18 protein-coding genes and 1 tRNA gene are annotated in these 17,696 nt (G+C 58.8%); 10 read left to right on the top strand and 9 right to left on the bottom strand.

All coding sequences use genetic code 11. The annotated features are described in order from the left end of the window. Positions 1 to 148: 148 nt before the first annotated feature. Positions 149 to 466, top strand: coding sequence for a DUF2442 domain-containing protein (locus IQ265_RS04775; RefSeq protein WP_194051074.1), 318 nt, complete (start codon positions 149 to 151; stop codon positions 464 to 466). 65 nt (positions 467 to 531) lie between these two features. Here IQ265_RS04775 and IQ265_RS04770 read toward each other — a convergent pair whose 3' ends face one another. After that, positions 532 to 699: an isochorismate synthase gene (locus tag IQ265_RS04770; protein WP_194051073.1), complete on the bottom strand. Its 168-nt coding sequence runs from the start codon at positions 697 to 699 to the stop codon at positions 532 to 534. A gap of 217 nt (positions 700 to 916) precedes the next feature. Between IQ265_RS04770 and IQ265_RS04765 the strand changes: the two genes are divergently transcribed. Together IQ265_RS04765 and nei are read left to right on the top strand one after the other, a co-directional pair. Then, complete coding sequence (locus IQ265_RS04765; RefSeq protein WP_194051071.1) at positions 917 to 2,095, top strand: tetratricopeptide repeat protein; 1,179 nt, start codon at positions 917 to 919, stop codon at positions 2,093 to 2,095. A 4-nt stretch (positions 2,096 to 2,099) separates the two neighbouring features. Continuing rightward, complete coding sequence (gene nei, locus IQ265_RS04760) at positions 2,100 to 2,930, top strand: endonuclease VIII (RefSeq protein ID WP_194051069.1); 831 nt, start codon at positions 2,100 to 2,102, stop codon at positions 2,928 to 2,930. Here nei and IQ265_RS04755 read toward each other — a convergent pair. After that, the gene (locus tag IQ265_RS04755) at positions 2,917 to 4,221 is read right to left on the bottom strand and encodes a TldD/PmbA family protein (protein ID WP_194051067.1); all 1,305 of its coding nucleotides are present in this window, start codon (positions 4,219 to 4,221) and stop codon (positions 2,917 to 2,919) included. The genes nei and IQ265_RS04755 overlap by 14 nt on opposite strands. Before the next feature lie 177 nt (positions 4,222 to 4,398). Between IQ265_RS04755 and IQ265_RS04750 the strand changes: the two genes are divergently transcribed. From IQ265_RS04750 to IQ265_RS04735, 4 genes are all read left to right on the top strand, one after another. Then, positions 4,399 to 4,485, top strand: a tRNA-Ser gene (locus IQ265_RS04750). Positions 4,486 to 4,897: 412 nt separating this feature from the next. Further along, positions 4,898 to 5,077 (top strand): hypothetical protein, encoded by a 180-nt coding sequence (locus IQ265_RS04745; RefSeq protein ID WP_194051158.1) that lies wholly within the window; start codon positions 4,898 to 4,900, stop codon positions 5,075 to 5,077. Between the two features lie 148 nt (positions 5,078 to 5,225). Beyond that, positions 5,226 to 5,696 carry a hypothetical protein gene (locus IQ265_RS04740; protein WP_194051065.1) on the top strand — a complete coding sequence of 157 codons (471 nt, stop codon included), beginning with the start codon at positions 5,226 to 5,228 and terminating at the stop codon, positions 5,694 to 5,696. 131 nt (positions 5,697 to 5,827) lie between these two features. Next, a complete protein-coding gene (locus IQ265_RS04735; protein WP_194051063.1) occupies positions 5,828 to 6,220 on the top strand; it encodes a hypothetical protein in 393 nt (130 codons plus the stop codon). 165 nt (positions 6,221 to 6,385) lie between these two features. On the opposite strand, the gene IQ265_RS04730 is transcribed toward IQ265_RS04735, so the two are convergent. After that, positions 6,386 to 7,459, bottom strand: a complete 1,074-nt coding sequence (locus IQ265_RS04730) for a Fe(3+) ABC transporter substrate-binding protein (RefSeq protein WP_194051061.1) — start codon at positions 7,457 to 7,459, stop codon at positions 6,386 to 6,388. A 303-nt stretch (positions 7,460 to 7,762) separates the two neighbouring features. On the opposite strand from IQ265_RS04730, the gene IQ265_RS04725 reads away from it, so the two are divergent. Then, positions 7,763 to 8,554 carry a hypothetical protein gene (locus tag IQ265_RS04725; RefSeq protein ID WP_194051059.1) on the top strand — a complete coding sequence of 264 codons (792 nt, stop codon included), beginning with the start codon at positions 7,763 to 7,765 and terminating at the stop codon, positions 8,552 to 8,554. 187 nt (positions 8,555 to 8,741) lie between these two features. On the opposite strand, the gene IQ265_RS04720 is transcribed toward IQ265_RS04725, so the two are convergent. Beyond that, the gene (locus IQ265_RS04720; protein WP_194051057.1) at positions 8,742 to 8,960 is read right to left on the bottom strand and encodes an NblA/ycf18 family protein; all 219 of its coding nucleotides are present in this window, start codon (positions 8,958 to 8,960) and stop codon (positions 8,742 to 8,744) included. 308 nt (positions 8,961 to 9,268) lie between these two features. Here IQ265_RS04720 and IQ265_RS04715 point away from each other — a divergent pair, with 308 nt between their 5' ends. Next, entirely contained in the window at positions 9,269 to 10,003 is a 735-nt protein-coding gene (locus IQ265_RS04715; protein WP_194051055.1) for a GAF domain-containing protein, read from the top strand. 59 nt (positions 10,004 to 10,062) lie between these two features. On the opposite strand, the gene IQ265_RS04710 is transcribed toward IQ265_RS04715, so the two are convergent. The 3 genes from IQ265_RS04710 to IQ265_RS04700 form a co-directional block, all read right to left on the bottom strand. Next, positions 10,063 to 11,472, bottom strand: a complete 1,410-nt coding sequence (locus IQ265_RS04710; protein WP_194051053.1) for a di-heme oxidoredictase family protein — start codon at positions 11,470 to 11,472, stop codon at positions 10,063 to 10,065. Next, positions 11,469 to 12,755, bottom strand: a complete 1,287-nt coding sequence (locus IQ265_RS04705) for an imelysin family protein (RefSeq protein ID WP_228037559.1) — start codon at positions 12,753 to 12,755, stop codon at positions 11,469 to 11,471. Before IQ265_RS04705 ends, IQ265_RS04710 begins: the two co-directional genes overlap by 4 nt. Positions 12,756 to 13,093: 338 nt before the next feature. Further along, positions 13,094 to 13,759 carry a Fe2+-dependent dioxygenase gene (locus IQ265_RS04700; protein ID WP_194051052.1) on the bottom strand — a complete coding sequence of 222 codons (666 nt, stop codon included), beginning with the start codon at positions 13,757 to 13,759 and terminating at the stop codon, positions 13,094 to 13,096. A 285-nt stretch (positions 13,760 to 14,044) separates the two neighbouring features. Here IQ265_RS04700 and IQ265_RS04695 point away from each other — a divergent pair, with 285 nt between their 5' ends. Continuing rightward, the gene (locus IQ265_RS04695; protein WP_347404912.1) at positions 14,045 to 15,391 is read left to right on the top strand and encodes a D-alanyl-D-alanine carboxypeptidase; all 1,347 of its coding nucleotides are present in this window, start codon (positions 14,045 to 14,047) and stop codon (positions 15,389 to 15,391) included. Here IQ265_RS04695 and IQ265_RS04690 read toward each other — a convergent pair. Both IQ265_RS04690 and IQ265_RS04685 read right to left on the bottom strand, forming a co-directional pair. Then, a complete protein-coding gene (locus tag IQ265_RS04690; protein ID WP_194051050.1) occupies positions 15,361 to 16,623 on the bottom strand; it encodes a lipid-A-disaccharide synthase-related protein in 1,263 nt (420 codons plus the stop codon). The two genes, IQ265_RS04695 and IQ265_RS04690, sit on opposite strands and share 31 nt — an antisense overlap. Positions 16,624 to 16,757: 134 nt before the next feature. Next, a complete protein-coding gene (locus IQ265_RS04685) occupies positions 16,758 to 17,393 on the bottom strand; it encodes a DUF2726 domain-containing protein (RefSeq protein WP_194051048.1) in 636 nt (211 codons plus the stop codon). Between the last annotated feature and the right edge of the window lie 303 nt (positions 17,394 to 17,696).

The raw sequence follows: 17,696 nt of genomic DNA, 5'->3' as shown, positions 1-17,696 counted from the left end.
AACTGGTCATGGGTCAAATTGCTGGTGTAGGCTTTACTCATCGCTCTCACGGGGCTGTAGTGTTCGTAATCTCAGCCTAGACCGTGTGAGCTTTTTTACTGCCCAGTCAACTTTTCAAACGTCCTCTGAAGTAAGGTCGGATACAGGCATGGAATATCCAAAAATCTGTCAAGTTGAAGCGATTAGCGATCGCATCCTCAGAGTCACCTTCACCAACCAAACCATCAAAGACTACGACATCAGCCCTCTTTTAGAGAAACCAATATTTGCACTCCTTCGGCAGCCTACCTTCTTCAAGAGCTTTACCCTTGAGCCAGGTGGGTACGGAATCGTTTGGAATGAAGACATTGATATCAGCGAATACGAGCTTTGGAGACACAGCACAGCACTTAAAGCCGATGGAGACCTAAACCCTACCGGCATCGCTCCAGAGCATTCTGCACAGCAGTCTACCCATAAATGCTAAAGCCCGCTTACTGCCTTAGCAAGCGGGCTTTGGATACAGAATAAGTTGTAAACATTGGGCTTTGTCTAGAGAGTTTCGACCGTTTGGGCGTAGGTGTCGCCATCAAAGGGCTGTACCCCGGTTTTGGGATAGTTGTCGTCGTCGGGGCCAAAGATTCTGCCGACGGGCTCGGCAAAATATTGCATTAACCCATCAAAAAAGTAGCCAAATACTGAGAGATTCAGACCTTTCATGACTGGCACCTCGCGGCTTAAGGATGTTGATGTAAGCAGATTGTAGCGATGCGTGTAGCGGGTCAGGGCTTTCTTATTTGGTGTACCCTGATACTTAAATGCTACGGGATCACCCGAGGCTGGCGGTGCGACAGTGACCATTCTTTACAGCGGTTGGCAAGTTGTAATATATGGAATGGACCCTTAACGACTTGGCTACCAGTAAGGAGAGTTTCCTGTGAAACGCAGTCACGCGGCGATCGCAATTTTGAGTGGGCTAATGGGCAGTTGGGTGGTCATGCCCAACGTTCAAGCTGCTGCCCCAGTGCCGCCATCCCCAGCTCTCAACGAGTTTGGCCAGGCCCCAGAACCCGTGCCGCCGCTGTGGGTCGCGCAGAACAGCAGCAACGGCCTCAGCGCCGCTCAGCAGGAGCAGGTGGATGACCTGCTGCGCCAGGGCCAAACCAAGGTATCGGCCCGCGACTACGCTGGGGCGATCGCGGCCTATCAGCAGGCTGCCGCCATCGATCGTCAAAATCCCCGCCTGTTTTCAGGCATTGGCTACCTCTATGTGCAGCAGGGCAACTACGGCGAGGCGATCAATGCCTACCGCAGCGCGATCGCCCTTGACGGCGGTAACCTGGCCTTTCGCTACGGCCTGGCCCATAGCCAGTACAAAAATGGCCAGCTCGACGCTGCCCTGGCCACCTATCGGGAAATTTTGGGCACCAACCCTCGTGAGGTCAACGCTCACTTGGGCATTGGCGGCATTCAAATCGAGCGCAGCGACTACGACGCTGCCCTAGAAACTTACCAGAGCCTGGCCCGCATTGCCCCTAACAATGCCCAGGTCTACGAGGCGCTAGGCTCGCTCTACATTCAGCAAGAAAACTACGACCAGGCCCTCACCTACCTGAATCAGGGGTTGCGGGCCAACCCCAACGACGGCGACCTCCACGTCAGCGTGGCCAACATCTACCTGCTGCAAGAGAACTACGCCGAGGCCGCCAAAAACCTGCGCGAGGCGCTGCGGGTCGAACCTCAAAACGCCAATGCTCAGCACCAGATGGGCTACGTGCTCTACCAGCAGGGCGATCGCGAGGCCGCCTTTGACTACCTGCTGCGGGCGGTGCGACTCGACCCCGAGCTCGTCGCGGCCCATGCCCTGCTGGGCGAACTGCTGCTGGAGCGCGAGCAGTACCTGCAGGCGGTGCTCTCCTACCGCAAGGTGGTCGATGCCCTGCCCGATGACCCCGCCGCCTTTTACAACCTGGGTCTGGCGCTCCACGGTCAGGGGCTAGAGGCCCAGGCCCTCTCTAATCTGGAGCTGGCCGCCATTCTCTACGGTCGCCAGGGCGATGCCGAAGGGGCTGCCCGCGCCCGCGAACTGATGGACTTTTGGGGCTACCAGCGGTAACCCCATGCCCGAAGGCCCCGAAATTCGCCGCGCTGCCGATAAAATTCAGCGGGCGATCGCAGGCGAAGTCGCCTCTGATGTGTTCTTCGCCTTTGATCGGCTCAAACCCTACGAGGATGAGCTGGTTGGTCACACGGTGACGGCGGTTAAACCCTACGGCAAAGCCCTGGTTACCAGATTCGACAATGGGCTGGCGGTCTACAGCCACAACCAGCTCTACGGCATCTGGGTGATCTGTAAGCCCGATGCCGTTCCGGCCAGTCGCCGCCAGCTGCGCTTTTCGGTGCAGACCTCGCGGCGGTGGGCCTTGCTCTACAGCGCTTCTGATATCGAGGTGCTGAGTGCCGATGCGGTGCTCACCCACCCCTATATCGCCAAGCTCGGCCCCGATACCCTCGATGCTACCGTCACCCCCACTGACGTAGAAGCCAGAACCCTGAGTGCCCCATTTCGCCGCCGCCAGTTTGCCACCCTGCTGCTCGATCAGGGCTTCCTCGGTGGCATTGGCAACTATTTGCGCACCGAAATTTTGTATGTGGCCTGCATTCACCCCGCTCAACGGCCCGTAGACTGCACTCCTGAGCAAATTGCCGCCTTTGCCGAGGCCGCCCTGGCCCTGCCTCAACAGTCGTATCGCCATAACGGCATTACCAACGACCTGGCTCTGGCCGCCCACCTCAAGCAGACCGGCTACCGCCGCCGCGACTACCGCCACTGGGCCTTTGGCCGCCAGGGCAAACCCTGCTACCGCTGCGGCACGGCGATCGCCAAAATTGTGATTGGGGGGCGACGCTGCTACATTTGCCCCCAGTGCCAGCCGGTCAACCACTCGTAATCGAAAGCCCGTCGAGCAGCACCGAAGGGGTGTAGCATGAGCCATTCCAGTCGGCGTCGCTGCCCAGTTCTACGTTGTCTTTGAGTGCACTGTAGACGTTGCCCGCCACCATGGTGTCTTTAATGCGACCCACCAGCTCCCCCCGGTGAATGCGGTAGCCCAGGTCGATGTTCACCGAAAAATCTCCGGCAATGCCTGCCCCGCCGCCCAAAATTTGATCGACCAGCACGCCGTTTTCAACGCTGCCAATCAGCTCATCTAGCGATTTTGTGCCCGGCTGCACCAGGGTGTTGTAAAGGCTGGGGGTGGGGTAGCTGCCCAGTCCGGGGCGAAAGCCGTTGCCGGTAGACTCGGCCCCCAAGGTGCGGCCCACGGCGCGATCGCTGTAAAACAGCGTCACCACCCCTTTGTCGATAAACACCAATCGCTGGGTGGGGGTGCCCTCGTCGTCAAAGGGGCAGCTAAACGGCCCCGCTTCGGGGTCTTGCCGCAGGGTGATGCGCGACGATGTCATCTGCTCGCCCAGGGCATTGCTCCAGGGCGACGATCGCTCCAGCACCCGTTTGCCGCTGAGCGCCGACTGCAGCGTGCTCCACAGCATGTCGGCAGCCTTGGCGGTAAAGATCACGGGCATGCGCCCGGTTTCGACCTCCGCCGATTGCTCAGCCCAGGCCAGCCGCTGCAACACCTGCTGGGTCAGTGTCTCGACATTGAGGCGATCGCGCTGGGTTTGGCCGTCGCTCACGCTCAAAAAATCGTCGCCCCGCACCCAGTCTGCCGACAAATAGCTGCTCAGGGTGGCGTCGCTGTAGCGGCAGTCGAGCCCTTTGGTGTTGAGAATGCGGGTGGTTTCGACATCGCACTCGACGTCAACGCCGCAAATTACTTCGGGGTAGGCGCTGCGAATGCAATCGATCATGCCCTGGCCCCACTCGATCAGCTGCTCCACCGGCACCTCCTGGCCCATATCCGGGTACGCACGGCGGCTGCCCTCCACCAGATCAACGGTTTCAGGGTCGTTGAGGGCACTGATGGCCAGCGCTTTATCGATGATCGCCTCGGGGTCCACATTGCCGTAGGCCACGGCTAGCCCCGGTCGTCCATTCACCCACAGCCGCAGGGCCGTGCCCAGAGCAGCCGAGCTTTCGAGCTGCTTGAGGCGATTGGCTTCAAAAAATACGGGGCGCGATCGCGATCGCGATTGCAGCACCTCCGCCGCTTCGGCTCCCCGCTTTAGGGCCAGGTCGATCAGTTTCTCAGCCAGCAAATCGTCAGAAAGACCAGGCACCATAGCAGTCCGTTAACGGGGGCGAACAGAGTTACTTCATCTTCCCGGATTGCGGTACCCCTGCAAAGGGCGCGGCTTCAAACAACCTGCCAAACGGCCTCTGAGGCTGCCTTTTTTACCGTTTTTTTGCCGTAGAGTCGTCTGTAGATCCGATTCAGCGGTAGAATAGCAAAGCCCCTTGGAGAGGTGGCAGAGTGGTTGAATGCGGCAGTCTCGAAAACTGTTTGGGGGTCACACCTCACGAGGGTTCGAATCCCTCCCTCTCCGTTGAGCGCCAGCTCCCGTAAAAACTTGCGGCATTCCCCTTGCCTCACTTAGCTTAGAAAAATTAAGCTGAGTGTGGGTAGTTTGTACCTTCTATGGGCTATTCTGTTGCCCTGCAAAGACCATATATCAGCCTGGGGAGAGCAGGACACCTAGGATGACAAATATTGTCGGGTGATGGGGCTTCAGAACAAGGCATAGCTGAGGTCTAATACTTGCTCAAACAGCTATAGCTCCACTCTAGCCACTGTCTGAACCTCGGCTAGCCCTGGCTTACTGGAAATGCTGTAGTTTTTTTGAGACAGTTTCTATAACGTAAAAGAATTGTTTTGTCAGGCTTTCGGATATTTGAGTGCAGGACTGCCCAAGAATTGCCCAAGCCAAGTTTCTCCCATTCAGGCTATTCAGTGACCCGGTGATCGATGAATTTGGGCGCGATTCTCCTTTGGAGAGGCTGCGCGATCGCTTCCTGCTCACCTACGGCTTTTGCTCAATGGATCGGAAGCGGTGGCTGGCGAAGAAAGACCCGGCGACGGGAAAGAAGCACGGCATCGCCACCTCCGGCCTGGATGCAGCAAAGCTGCCGCTAGCGTGAACAGCACATGGCTCATGAGGTGAATTGGAATGGGCATCATGCGGGCGATCGCCAACGAAGCCAAAGCAGGCCTTTGCCTATTTACCCTAGAACCCACTGACGGCAACTGACGGTAGCTCTTTGACCAGCGCGATCGCCTGCATCTCTGGTGCGAAGCCGATGCCAGCACCGAATTCATCAGCCCGATGTGGGTGTTTATGAGTTTGAAGCTCCCTGCGACTGGGTGATCAAAGTTGCGCCCTGTGATAACCGCGTCTCGCGGGTGCTAAAAACCGTGCCGCCCCTCGCCGTGCCTGCGACCAACCTCTACTCTGGCGAAACCACAATGAACGACTGGAACATCCAGCAATCCCTGGATGCCATGAAAGCCGCCACCGGCACTCTGCTTGAGGGCGAATTTTCTGGTGCCGAACTCGATCGTTTGAAGGATAGTCTGCTCACCGAAGCCGAGCGTTTCGGCATTCTGGCCCTACACGCCTTTCTACGCGAAGCAGATCCTCACCATCATCAGCTCGGGCTCAAGCGTATGCCCACCTACACCAGCGACTACCTCCTCTGCGAAACCCACTATCAAGCCGCCCGGCCCGCAATTCCTGACCGCATTGAGTGGCTTTTCTGAATTGTTAAAACCACCGCCGCCACAATTTTGCTCGGATAGGTGGGTAATTTCTTAACAATAAAAGACCGTCCGGAATGGGGCGATCGCTCGGTGTAACTAGCTCATACAAGCCCATACATTGAGGACGAGCTATGCAAGTTGCAAATTACATTTTGCTTGAAGACGAGCCCTTTGAATTAAAAGCTGATCAGGTCAAGCGCGTGCGTAAATTTGAATTGCCCAATAATTTTGTCAAAGGCACCCTGCTAGCAAAACCGATTTTGACCTACAAAGTGCTGCCCCTTTCTACTTCGGTTAAATATATCATTGCCCTTAACGATCTTCAGGGCGACGAAAACATCCCTTCCAGTAAGGTAGTTGAATCTAGAACGCTAGATCAAAAGGTCTATCGATCGCTGCACGAAGCCGTTGACGGCAATAAGTTTATTCCCGGTGAATCACTTGAAAACCTCATTGACTTTCGCGTTGTGCTAGGGTCGGCCATGTTTTCAGACGTCGTTCTGTGGTTTCGCGTTGAGATTTAGAGGGGTAATCAATGCGATCGCAGCCCAACCTTCTTCAATAAAAAAATCAGTCTCTATTTTTAATAGAGACTGATGCGACAAGAGGTTTAGTTGAAGGGGCCAAGTGCCTGTCCGATGAGAAGCAAAGCCCCTGGGATCTAGCAAGGCACCTGACCCCTGAAGCCCTTAAGCCCAGCCAGCGCGATCGGTAATGCGCAGGGCTTCGGGGTTGTTGCGGCCAAACACCGAGGCATTCAGCGAGTCTTCTTTGAAGTCGCCAAAACCGGCCACCACCGAGTCAACCGCCACGCCCTCAACCACAGGGTACTCGTTGTTGCCTTCGGCAAAAATGCGCTGGGCTTCGGGGCTAGCCAGGTACTCTAGAAACTGCACCGCCGCCTCAGCATTGGGTGCGGTCTTGACCACCCCGGCCCCGCTGATATTGACGTGGGTACCGCGCCCGTTAGGACCATCGCCCTGGTTGGGGAAAAATACGCCCATCTGCTCAGCGATCGCCTGCTCCTCGGGCTTGTCAGACTTGGCCAAGCGGGCTAAGTAGTAGGTGTTAGAAATCGCGATATCGCCCAAACCAGCCGCCACCGCCTTGATCTGATCGGTGTCGCCCCCTTCCGGATTGCGGGCAAGGTTGGCCACCAGGCCCCGTGCCCACTCCTCGGTTTCTTCGGCCCCGTGGGCGGCAATTATTGAGCCTACCAGCGACTGGTTGTAGATATTGGTCGAGCTACGCACCAAAATGCGCCCGCGCCATTTGGGATCGGCCAGGTCTTCGTAGGTGGAAAGCTCGGCGGGGTCTACGGTAGCTTTGTTGTATACCAGCACTCGCGCCCGCTTGGTGAGGCCAAACCACAGCCCATCGGGGTGGCGCAGGTTTTCAGGAATCGCCTCGTTCAAGATTGAGGAGGTGACCGGCTGGAACAGGTCTTCCTGCTCGGCGCGCCAGAGGCGACCGGCATCGACGGTCATGAGAATGTCGGCGGGGCTGTTTTGCCCTTCGCTCTTGATCCGCTCGATTAGCTGGTCGGCTTCGGCCTCAACCAGGTTGACGCGAATGCCCGTGGCCTCACGGAACCCTTCGTAAAGCTGGTCGTCGGTGTCGTAGTGGCGGGCCGAGTAAAGATTGACGGCTCGACCCCGGCCAAAACCAAACTGAGCATTGGCGGGGCGCTGGCGCAGCTGACCCAGGGCGACAGCGGTAGCGGCAGCACCCGCCCCCAAAAATGTACGTCTTCCTAGTTTCATAGGGTGTTACCTCAAAAAATTAAGTCTCAACAGAGTCTCAGGCACCTCAGGCGAACGCCTCAAACTATTGAGAAGTCAGATCGCATTGTACAGCTTATTGAAAGCCTTTCTTGATAAAGCTAGAGTTTAAAGCCAACGCTGTAGTGGACAGTTTTGACACTCCTGCCGTTGATGACTGGCCTCTCTGCCAGCCTAGCTGCCTCAAAAGCAGGAACTTGAGACAATGGAAGAATAGCCTTAGAATGGCCTAAGAAGAATAAGTCCTGTTAGCTTAACCGCACCTGCGATCGCACCCTTTCGACAATGGCTCCCAGACTGGCTCCCTCGACCTTTACCCTACGCCGCACCGTTGCTAAACAGCATGGATCGCTTCGCGAAGCGCGCGCTTGGCTGGGGCCATTGTGTGTTTTCGCCTCTCTAGCGGCCCACGGTGTGCTGCTGGTGCTCGTGGTACCAGGCCCCACGGGCGAACCCCAGCCTGTCGCTGTCACAGATGAAGCGCCTGCCGAATTAAAAGACGTTGCGGTAACGGTGCTGCCCAAATCTGCCACGGCAGAAGCACCCCCCGCCGAAAATTTAGCCCAGCCACCGGCTCAGCCCGATGTCGTTGCACCGAGGATGCAGCCCGCCCCTCAGGTCGCCCCTCGGCCAGTTGCCCCTCAGCCGGTCGCCCCAGTAGAGTCGTCCCCGGCCTCGCCTACGGCGATTCCCCCCGAACCCGCCGCGTTTACCCCACCGCCGCCGCCAACCGTATCTGAACCCGAAACMCCTGCTGCCTACCCCAACTTCCCTCACCTAGAGGGCGCTCAGGCCGCCTGCGAAGGGATGGCCGACTGCTGGCGCAGCCCCGTTAGCAGCAGCTGGCGTGGGGCTGCCAGTGCTCTCCAAGAGCGGCTAGAGGCCCAGGGCTACACCCTCAGCAATGTAACGGGCGACGTGCTCTCCATCGACTCTGGCGTCAGAGTCTACGCCGTCAGCAAACCGGGAGAAGCTAGCTACTACTTAAATTTGGTGTCGGTACGCGACGGCGTTCTCTACACCATGACTGCCGAGCCAATGACCTCGGACGAGGTGCTGGCCCTTCAGCGCTCTTAGTTGGTTTTAATATAACAATCGAATACTGACAATTAGGTCTACCCCTTAGGCCGAAAAGCAATTCGATGCTCAACCCAAAATTATTAACCCGGCTTTTTTCAAGTGCTTGAAGAAAGCCGGGCTAGTGACTAGTGGGAGCCCCAAATATAAGTTGCTTTGAGAACATTGGTGTTTCTAATCTAGGCAATTATCCTTCTGCCAATGCTTCTTGCCCGAAGTCAGGGCCTTTGCCAATTCCCCAGGTGGTTTTAAGAATTTCCCGAAACGTGGTGCTTTGGTACAGCATTGACTCTTTTAGCTGCACAAGCAGGGTTTGGGCATCTTCTTGGGAGAGCGATCGCACCTGCTGCTCAAATACCTGAAGTTCAAACTGTTGCTCCAGGGGCAATTCTTGACGAATATCCATGGTGACATTCCTTTTAATGGGACTTCATATCTATGAATGTAACACTTTATTAAAGGTTCTGTAGATATCTCTGTCTTGCGTGGTATCAGGCTGGTCTTGCCCCTCCTCCTTTAAGCTTTCGACGCCATAGTGCCGCCGTTTGATCGGCTCTCTAAGCGCAGGCTTCTTCGCAGCTAAGTTTGCCGGAGTGAGGTCAGCCCAGCGACACACGTTAAGCACTGTCAAGTCTTCGTCTATAAGCTACATGCTCCTGGGGGAGCTTTCTAAAATGACGTTTATAAAATCAAATAAGGCAGTGCGGCAGTTCGATGAGAGCCAAAACCCCAACCCAAGAAGCTGATCGACTCGAGGCGCTCAGGCAGTACAAGGTTTTAGATACGCCTGCTGAGCATTCCTACGACGACATCACCTCGCTGGCCGCCTATATCTGCGATGTACCCATTGCCCTGATTAGCCTGGTTGACGCAGAGCGGCAGTGGTTTAAATCTAAGGTGGGTCTTGTCGCGCAGGAGACCCACCGAGACGTTTCGTTTTGCGCCCATGCCATATTGAGCCCGGCCATCATGATTGTGAATGATGCCGCCGAGGATGAACGGTTTGCCCACAATCCGCTGGTGACGGGTGAGCTTGGCATTCGGTTTTATGCGGGCGTTCCTTTGATTTCGCCCGGTGGTCAGGCCCTGGGTACGCTGTGCGTCATCGACCGCAAACCCAGAACCCTAAACGACTATCAAATCAAAACGTTAGAAGCTCTAGCCCGTCAGGTGGTGATGCAGCTGGAGCTACAGCGGGTGTCGTCACAACTGGCCGAGGCGCTGGAAAAAATGGAGACCATGGCCGGCTTGATTCCCATTTGCTCCTATTGCAAGGGCATCCGCAGCGATCAGGGCTACTGGTCAACCGTGGAGGCGTTTATTCAACAACACTCCGATGTCGGTTTTACCCACGGGGTCTGCGACAACTGTATGAAAAGGCATTTTCCCGAGGTGGCCAGCGTTTTGCTACCCGACCTAGAGGCAGAAGACACCTTTATCGAGGAGTAGGCGTGCTGGCTGCCCGATTCATTTTAGCGAAGGCGAAGACAACTGCATTGACGCTTAGCTTAGAGCGATCGCAGAAACCGAATCAGCGCGGCGCGATCGGCGGCGGCCATGGCCCGAAAGGTTTCTTTTGCCCGTTCGGCCTCCCCGCCGTGCCAGAGAATTGCTTCTTCTAGGGTGCGGGCGCGACCGTCGTGCAAAAAGCCCGCGAAGGGCAGCACCGTCTGGGTTAGCCCCACGCCCCACAGCGGTGGCGTGCGCCACTCCTGCCCGGTGGCCTCGAAGTCGGGCCGCCCGTCGGCCAGCCCAGGCCCCATGTCGTGGAGCAGCAGGTCAGTGTAGGGGTGGATGGTTTGGTTGGCTAGGGCCGGAATTTTGTGGGTGCCGGTGCGAAGTTCGGACAGGTGGCAGGCGGTGCAGTTGGCCGCTGAAAACAAGCGCTCTCCCTGCTGCACCCTCGGGTCATCTAGGAGGGTGCGGGCGGGTACCGCAATGGTCTGCACGTAGGCTTCTGCGGCTTCTAGGGTGTCTGTGTCAATGTCTGTCTGGCCATCGGCCTCGGGAAAGAGGGGGTTGCTGATGCCCATGTCGTTGACGTAGGCCGCTGCCGACTGCTGCAACAGGGTAGGGGTATTGGCTTTCCAGCCAAAGCGGCCCAGGGTGGGGCGCTGGTCTACCACGTTCCACACTCGGTTGGGGCGACCCGATACGCCGTCGCCGTCGCGATCGCTCGGGTCGGCCCGCTGCACAATCTCGGCCTCGGGCACCGCCTCCAGCAAACCGGCCCCAAATACGGGCTGTGCAATCCGGTTTGAGATCGCAATTCCCGCTGGCCAGGGGGTGTCGTCGAGGTGCAGCAGGGTAATTTGGGGCGATCGCAGCCGATACTCGCTGCCATCAGCGTAGGTGCCCGTCTGCTCTTGCCAGTCTAGCTGCACGATGGCTTCGGGGGCGTGGCCGTACACCCCCTGCTCCTGCAGCTGCAGACCAATGCCGGGCACCGCAGGCGTATTGGCACCCGGTGACTCGGCCTCCTGGGTGAAGGGATCGGTAACGGTGCCGTGGCCCGGCTCCAGCTGGCTGACACGCACGGCCCGCTGCCCTTTTTCTGGCAGACCGCGCCCGTTTTTGATGTGGCACCCGGCACAGGCGGTGCCGTTAAACAGCGGGCCAAGACCGGGGTTGACCTGGGCCGGTGCGGTGACAAAGGCGGCCTCAAAGGCGAGATCGCCCACGGCGTGGCGCTCGGCCCAGTAGGCATCTAGGTTAGGGGCGGGTTGCTCAAAGGCGCGGGAGGTGCGGCTGTAGACGGTAGTGTCGCCGCCCGCCTGGGGGCGAGGGGTTTGGGAATAGGCGGGCGATCGCAGCAGGGCCGAGAGAGTAACACCCGCGACCAGGGCCACTAACCCAAGGACTAGCTGACGATGCCAGGTTTGCCCCCGGTATCGAGGGCTGAGCCAGGAGTAGATCACTGCTGTACCAGGGGCAGCACCTGCTGCTCGAAGGTTTCAAACAGCGCCAAAATGCTGTCCTGGGCGGTTTCGATCTGGGGCCGAGCGCTGGGGTCGCACAGAGTGGTTTCGATCGGGCCGGGAATAGCGGCCACCGCCGCCTGAGCCTCTTCCATCTGGGCCTGAATCTCGGCATCGAGGGCCGGATTGACCGAGGCCACAAATGTCTGTAGCCCTTTGCCCTGGGTATCGCCCGCCGCGAAGCTGCCCGTGTAGGCATTTTGAGCACTCAGCAGGTTGTCTTGAAAGTCTTGCAGCGAGCTTTGGGCAAAGCGGGCCTCTAGCAAGAACGGGTTTTGGGTGTCTAGCGCCTCGCCAATTTTGACGTTGGCCAGCTCGTCTAAAATGCCGAGAATGCCCTGCACAATTTCTTCTCCGGCGGCCTGCACGCTCAGGTACGCACCGCTGTCTTCACCCGCCTCGACGAACTCGCTGCGGTAGGCCGGAAACCCGTCGATGCCCTCAGTCCAGCTGGTGAGCAGGGCGTTGGCGGTTTGGTCGAACACTGGGCCAATGGCGGACAGATACTCTAGCTCGCGCTCGGTAAAGGCATTAAGGGGCTTGTCGGCATCGGTGCCAAACAGCAGAAAGGCGATCGCATGGAAGCCCTTCTGGCTGGTTTGCAAACCGGCTACGTACTCGGGGGTGAGGGCATTCTCGCTCTCTAGCACCGCCTGCACGTCGGTTTCGTTGAGGGGCCAGTCGTCGAGTTCGGCATCGAGCCCCAGCGAGGCGGCGGGGCCAAAGGCAAAGGCTTCGCTCTGCTCCCAGGGCTGGCGGGTCGCCAACCAGGCCTGACGGGCGATGGTCAGGGTCTCCTCGGTGGGCTCTTCTACAAAGGCGGCAATGGCCTCAGACAGCTCGCCCGATCGCTCGGTGAGCTGCTCGTAGTTGGGGACAACTAAGGCATCGACAAAGTCGGTAATGATCTGGCGATCGCTGAACTGCTCTTCGGGCGCTAGCACCACGGCCTCAGCGGGTACTGCGGCACCGCCCTCGCCGCCCTCGCCGCCTTCGCCGCCTTCGCCGCCCTCGCCGCCCTCGCTACCCTCAGCGCCGCCTTCACCGCCGCCATCTATAGCAACGGGTTGGCAGACAGCACCCTGGCCCACCAGAGTGGCATCGGCACGGCTGCTCGCAGAGGTTGCCCCCGGCATAACCTCTGCGCCTGCGACCGCTGGCGCTCCGGCAACTATCAACCCCGCAGCCAAAAACAGGTCTACAGCCTTGTATCGAGCGTTCATAAAACCCAGATCAAGTTGAAACGATAGTCTTAGACTGTATTTCAAATGCAAATCACTGTCAAATAGAACTAAGGCAAGACCTGTTGTCAGGCAAAGTCCTTCGGTGGGGGCATTGCCGTGCAATACCCCTGCGTCGAACCTGTTCTAACCCAGTGGACGTTGGCAATACAACCGAGCTGAGGTTTTAGATTCCCGCAGCTTTTGGTTGCCCAAGCTCCGCATTGTAAAAGAGAGCAGGGGGAAGCTTCGTGATGTACATCACCCCGGTGCAGTGCGCGATCGCAGGCTTTTTTATTGATAATGGTTCCTGTAGAGTCGAGGGCGATTGCTCTGTACCCCTACTCGGCCCAGCGACGCAGCAGGTTGGCGGTGGTTTTGCTTAAGAGGTCAAACTCAGGGGTCTTGCCGGTTTGGGCAAATATTGTGCGCTTCACCGTTTCGAGATCGAACAAAATCTCGCGGCGGGCAGCATCGCGCACCAGGCTTTGCACCCAGCCCACTACCACAGTGCGATCGCCCGTCACCACCGGCTCCACCCGATGCAGCGTGGTGGAGGGGTACACAATGGCGCTCCCCGCCGCCAGCTTGTAGGGCTGCTCACTGTCGGCCCCCTCAATGACCAGTTCGCCACCGTCGTAGGTTTCGGGCTCACTCAAAAACACCGTAAACGACAGGTCGGAGCGGTAAAAGCTAGCGCCCCCCATTAGAGCGTTGTCGGTGTGCCGCCCGTAGCTCATGCCCGCACCGTAGCGGCTAAACAGTAGAGAATGCACAATCCTGGGGCAGGCCACGGCCTGAAACAGCGCATTGCGGGTCAGTGCCTGCCGCACCATCACCTTTAACGGCTCAACCGCCGCCTGTTTCGCCGCCTGCTCATTTTGCTTGACCAGCTTGGCGTGCCAGCCCGCCGTCGTTTCCCCTGGCACAAACTCGGCTTGAGCCAGGCCATCCCTAAGGCGGGCTACCTCATCGGCACTCAACAGGTCAGCAATGCAGACAATCATAGAAAGACCGGCTTAAAAATGGTTAGGGTATGAGAACCTGAAACACCACAGGTTTAACACTCTAATCCGAATGGCACAGGGTTAAGGCTGGTGGGCGGTGCCTAATCCGAATAGCACAGGGTTAAAGCTGGTGGGCATTGCTCACCCTACGGCTACTCACATCCACCCGCCTACCCATCCACCCTTCTACCCGCCTACCCATCCACTTCCAACCAACTGGTGTATCTTAGTCGGGGAACCCCGGCCGATCGCTTTGGCCATAACCGCGTGGAGGACTCGCAACCAGTGGCTGCCCTACCGCTATTGACCCTGCCCCTGGGGTTGCTCTCGATTTTGCTGGGCACGGGAGAACCCAAGCCCCTGCAGCCCTCGGGCCTTAACCCCACTGCCCTGCAAATTGAGTGGCAGTCGCCGTGGATTGCCGAACTGGCTCGCGACCCGGTAGTAGAGGCGATCGTGGCTAACTATGTTGCCGGACTGCGGCGGCAGGGGTGGTCTGTGCCCGACCAGGGCATTTGGATTCAGGTGGGCCAGAGCGTGGTGGCCGAGCACCGGGGCAGCGTACTCATGCCCGCCGCCTCGTTGACCAAGCTGGCCACCACGCTGGCGGCGCTGCAGACCTGGCCCCTCGACCACCGTTTCGATACCCTGGTTGGCCTGCGGGGCACGCTGCAGAGTGATGGCGTGCTCAACGGCGATCTGGTCATCCAGGGCAGCGGCGACCCGCTGTTTGTGTGGGAAGAAGGCATTGCGCTGGCCAACCGCCTACAGGAGCTGGGTATTCAGCGAGTGACGGGGGAAGTCCTGGTGACTGGCCCATTCACCATGAATTTTGAGGAGGAACGGGCCGATTCTCTGGCCGACCTGAAGCAGGCTATGTCGGTTGCCACCTGGACTGGAGAAGCTCGGCAGGCCTACGGCAACCTGGCCCCCGGCACCCCCCAGCCCAACCTGCAAATCGACGGCGACGCGCGCTGGATTCCGGCGGCTGATCTGGAGAATGTGCCGATCGAGTGGGTGGTGCGGCACCAGTCGCTGCCGCTGGTGGCCATTCTCAAGGCGATGAATATCTACAGCAACAACGTGATGGCTGAACTGGTGGGTGAGCTGGCGGGCGGGCCGGGGCAGGTAATGGCGAAGGCGATCGCAGCGGCCGAACTACCGGCGGGGGAACTCAGCCTGGCCAATGGCTCGGGTCTGGGGGTTGAGAACCAGATGTCGGCCCGAGTGGCGGTGGCGATGACGGTGGCGCTGCAGCGCGAGCTAAGTGCCCAGGGCTTTTCGGTCGCAGACGTGATGCCAGTGGCGGGGGAGGATATTGGCACGCTGATCGATCGCCGTCTGCCCCCCACTGCCGCCGTTAAAACCGGCAGCCTGGCCGAGGTCAGCGCCCTGGCAGGAATGGTGCCCACCGCCGAGAAAGGGCCGGTTTGGTTTGCCATTATCAACAAAGGCTGGGATATTCCTGACCTGCGGGTGCAGCAAGACCAGCTATTGCAGGCGATTCAGGCCCACTGGGGAGCCGCCGAAGCGCCCGCCGAACTGCGTACCAAGGTGCGAATGCAGACCGGACCGTTTCGCTACGGCGACCCCAGCCGCAATCAGGCAGCCCAAGAGGTGGCGTCGGAATAGGGCGGCTGGGCGTAGTGCTGGTGCAGGGCTTCAGCGATCGCCCCCGCCGCCCCCGGTGGTCCCATGCGACGGCGACCGTTCTCAGCGATTTGCTGCAGCCGAGGGGCATCGGCCAGGCACCTTTGTAGGGCAGCCCCCGCTTCGCTGGGCTGGCTGAGCAGCAGAATAGACGGGCCGAGCAGCCGGGACTGGGCTTCGGCAAAAGCGTAGGTAAACTGCGGGCCGGAGCCGGGGAAAGTGACGACGGGTTTACCCAGACCCACGGCCTGCTCGGTGGCGGTGCCTGCGGTAGCCAGGGCCGCATCGGCCAGGTGCAGGCACTCGGCGAAGGCGTTGGTGGTTAGCACCAGCATTCCATTGCCGCGCTGAAATGTGGGGTACTCGCCCGCGACCGGCTGCCAGCCTGCGTCGAGCAGCACGTCTTTAAAGGCGGCCAGGTTTAGCGAGGGAGCCAGGGCGGCCAGCAGCCGAATTTGGCGATCGCCAAAGGTCTCCATTACCGACGCGATCGCCTCCACCATGCGCTGCCAGTTGTCAAAGGCCTCAGGCGCACGCGAGCCGGGCAGCAGCGCCAGCGTGAGCCGCGCCGGAGCCGGGGGAAAGGTGGCGGTGATTTGAGTCAGTTTTTCAGCGCGAGTCTCTAGCTCATCCATCATCGGGTTGCCGGGGTAGTGGGCGGGCACCCCCAGCGATCGCAGCGTATCGGCGGTGAGCTGGTCGCGCAAAAACACCCCCTGGCAGCGAGGACGCGCCATCAGCCACCGTTCCCAGGGCACGTATACCGAGCCCGACCAACCCTCCAAAAGCGGGCGTCCGGGCAGGCGGTGGTGCTCATCGCGAATGTAGTATTCTGACTTGGCGGTGCCGATGAAGCTGTACTCGGCCCCGCTCTGCCAGGCGATCGCCAGCGGCACAATATCCCCCACCGCCAAAATTTTGCCGCCGCTTTTGGCCCACTGCCGCGCGGTCTTAAGCTGGGCCAACGTTAGCCCCACCAGCCCCCCCTGTAAGTCGCGCAGCAGCTCGTGGCGATCCATATAGATGAAGCCGCCGGAGGGCATGGCCTGGGTCGGCCCCTGAATGGGAATACCTGCTTTTTCGTAAGCGCGGCCCTCACCCACAATGGGCAGGGCCGCCAGGCTGGGCGAACCCGGCAGCTGACGCAGCTGTTTGAGAACGCGAACTGCGATGCCGTCTTCGCCGTGGCCGTTGCTAATGCAGAGTAGCTTCATCATTGCGGATTCAATGCCACCCACAACCCTAACAGAAAATGTATAGGGCGCAGGGTGTGGGTGGATGGGTAGGTGGGTGGATGGGTGGATGGGTAGGCGGGTGGATGGGTGGATGGGTAGGTGGGGGGCTGGGGTTAGGGTTGAGTGGGAGGGGTCTTTGGTCTTGGCTTTGGTTTGGCGGTGGGCGTTGCTAGCTTGGTCTTTGGCTTGACTTTCTCGGGCTGGGGTAGTCCTAGGGTTTGGGCGATGTGCTGCTGAAGAGCCTCTTGCTCGTAGGCGGGCTGTACTGGAAAGCGAATCAGGGGTAGCCCAGCGCTTTTGACGGCCTGGTTGAGAAAGTCGTCGCGTTTGATGCGATCAACACGCTGGTGGCTGCTGTCGTCTAGCTCCACGGCGGCTAAGACCCTGAAGCTGTCGCGATCGCACAGCACAAAGTCGAAGTGCTTGGCTGAGATTTTGTTAAATGCCCGTTGCCAGTCACCTCGGTTTTCGGTCTGGGGCTTGAGTACGTCGGCCACGCGCACTTTGCCCAAAACTTGATACTGTTCCATCGTCGCCGCCTGTAGAGCACGGTAGAAGCTGAGTTCGGCTTTGGTAAACAGAAATTTTTGACGACTGTAGGTGTGGGTCTGGGCGGTTCCGGTTTCTGAGGCGGAGGCGGGTTGCCCAGGGGCAGATGATTTTGTCGTTGCGCCCTGGCTACTGACGAGCACTGAGAACCCGGCCACAACCACTGCACCAATGACCAGCAAGACAATAAATAACGACACCTTGGGCAACCCCTCTATACAAATGGCAAGGCTAGAATGCCCAGGTTCAGCGCTTTGGGCTGCCCAATCCCGTTAATAAGGAGCCGAAGGTCTTGATCTGCCCTGCTCTGGAGGTAGACTTCAGCCCCACATGGGTGACCTAAAAGTGCAGTCTGCTTTGCAGCGCTAAACTGCTCTGCGAGGTTGCAGAAAGTATGGGGGCTTATCTAGTAGGGCCAGCGCTTAGCATATAGGCAGCTTGCCTCATTAGCCGTGTGAAACATCGTTACAGAACTACCTGCTGAGTCAGTCAAATTTTTAGAA

It is taken from the genome of Nodosilinea sp. LEGE 06152 (assembly GCF_015207525.1).
Taxonomy (GTDB): domain Bacteria; phylum Cyanobacteriota; class Cyanobacteriia; order Phormidesmidales; family Phormidesmidaceae; genus Nodosilinea.
This window is presented reverse-complemented; position numbering and strand designations above follow the sequence as displayed.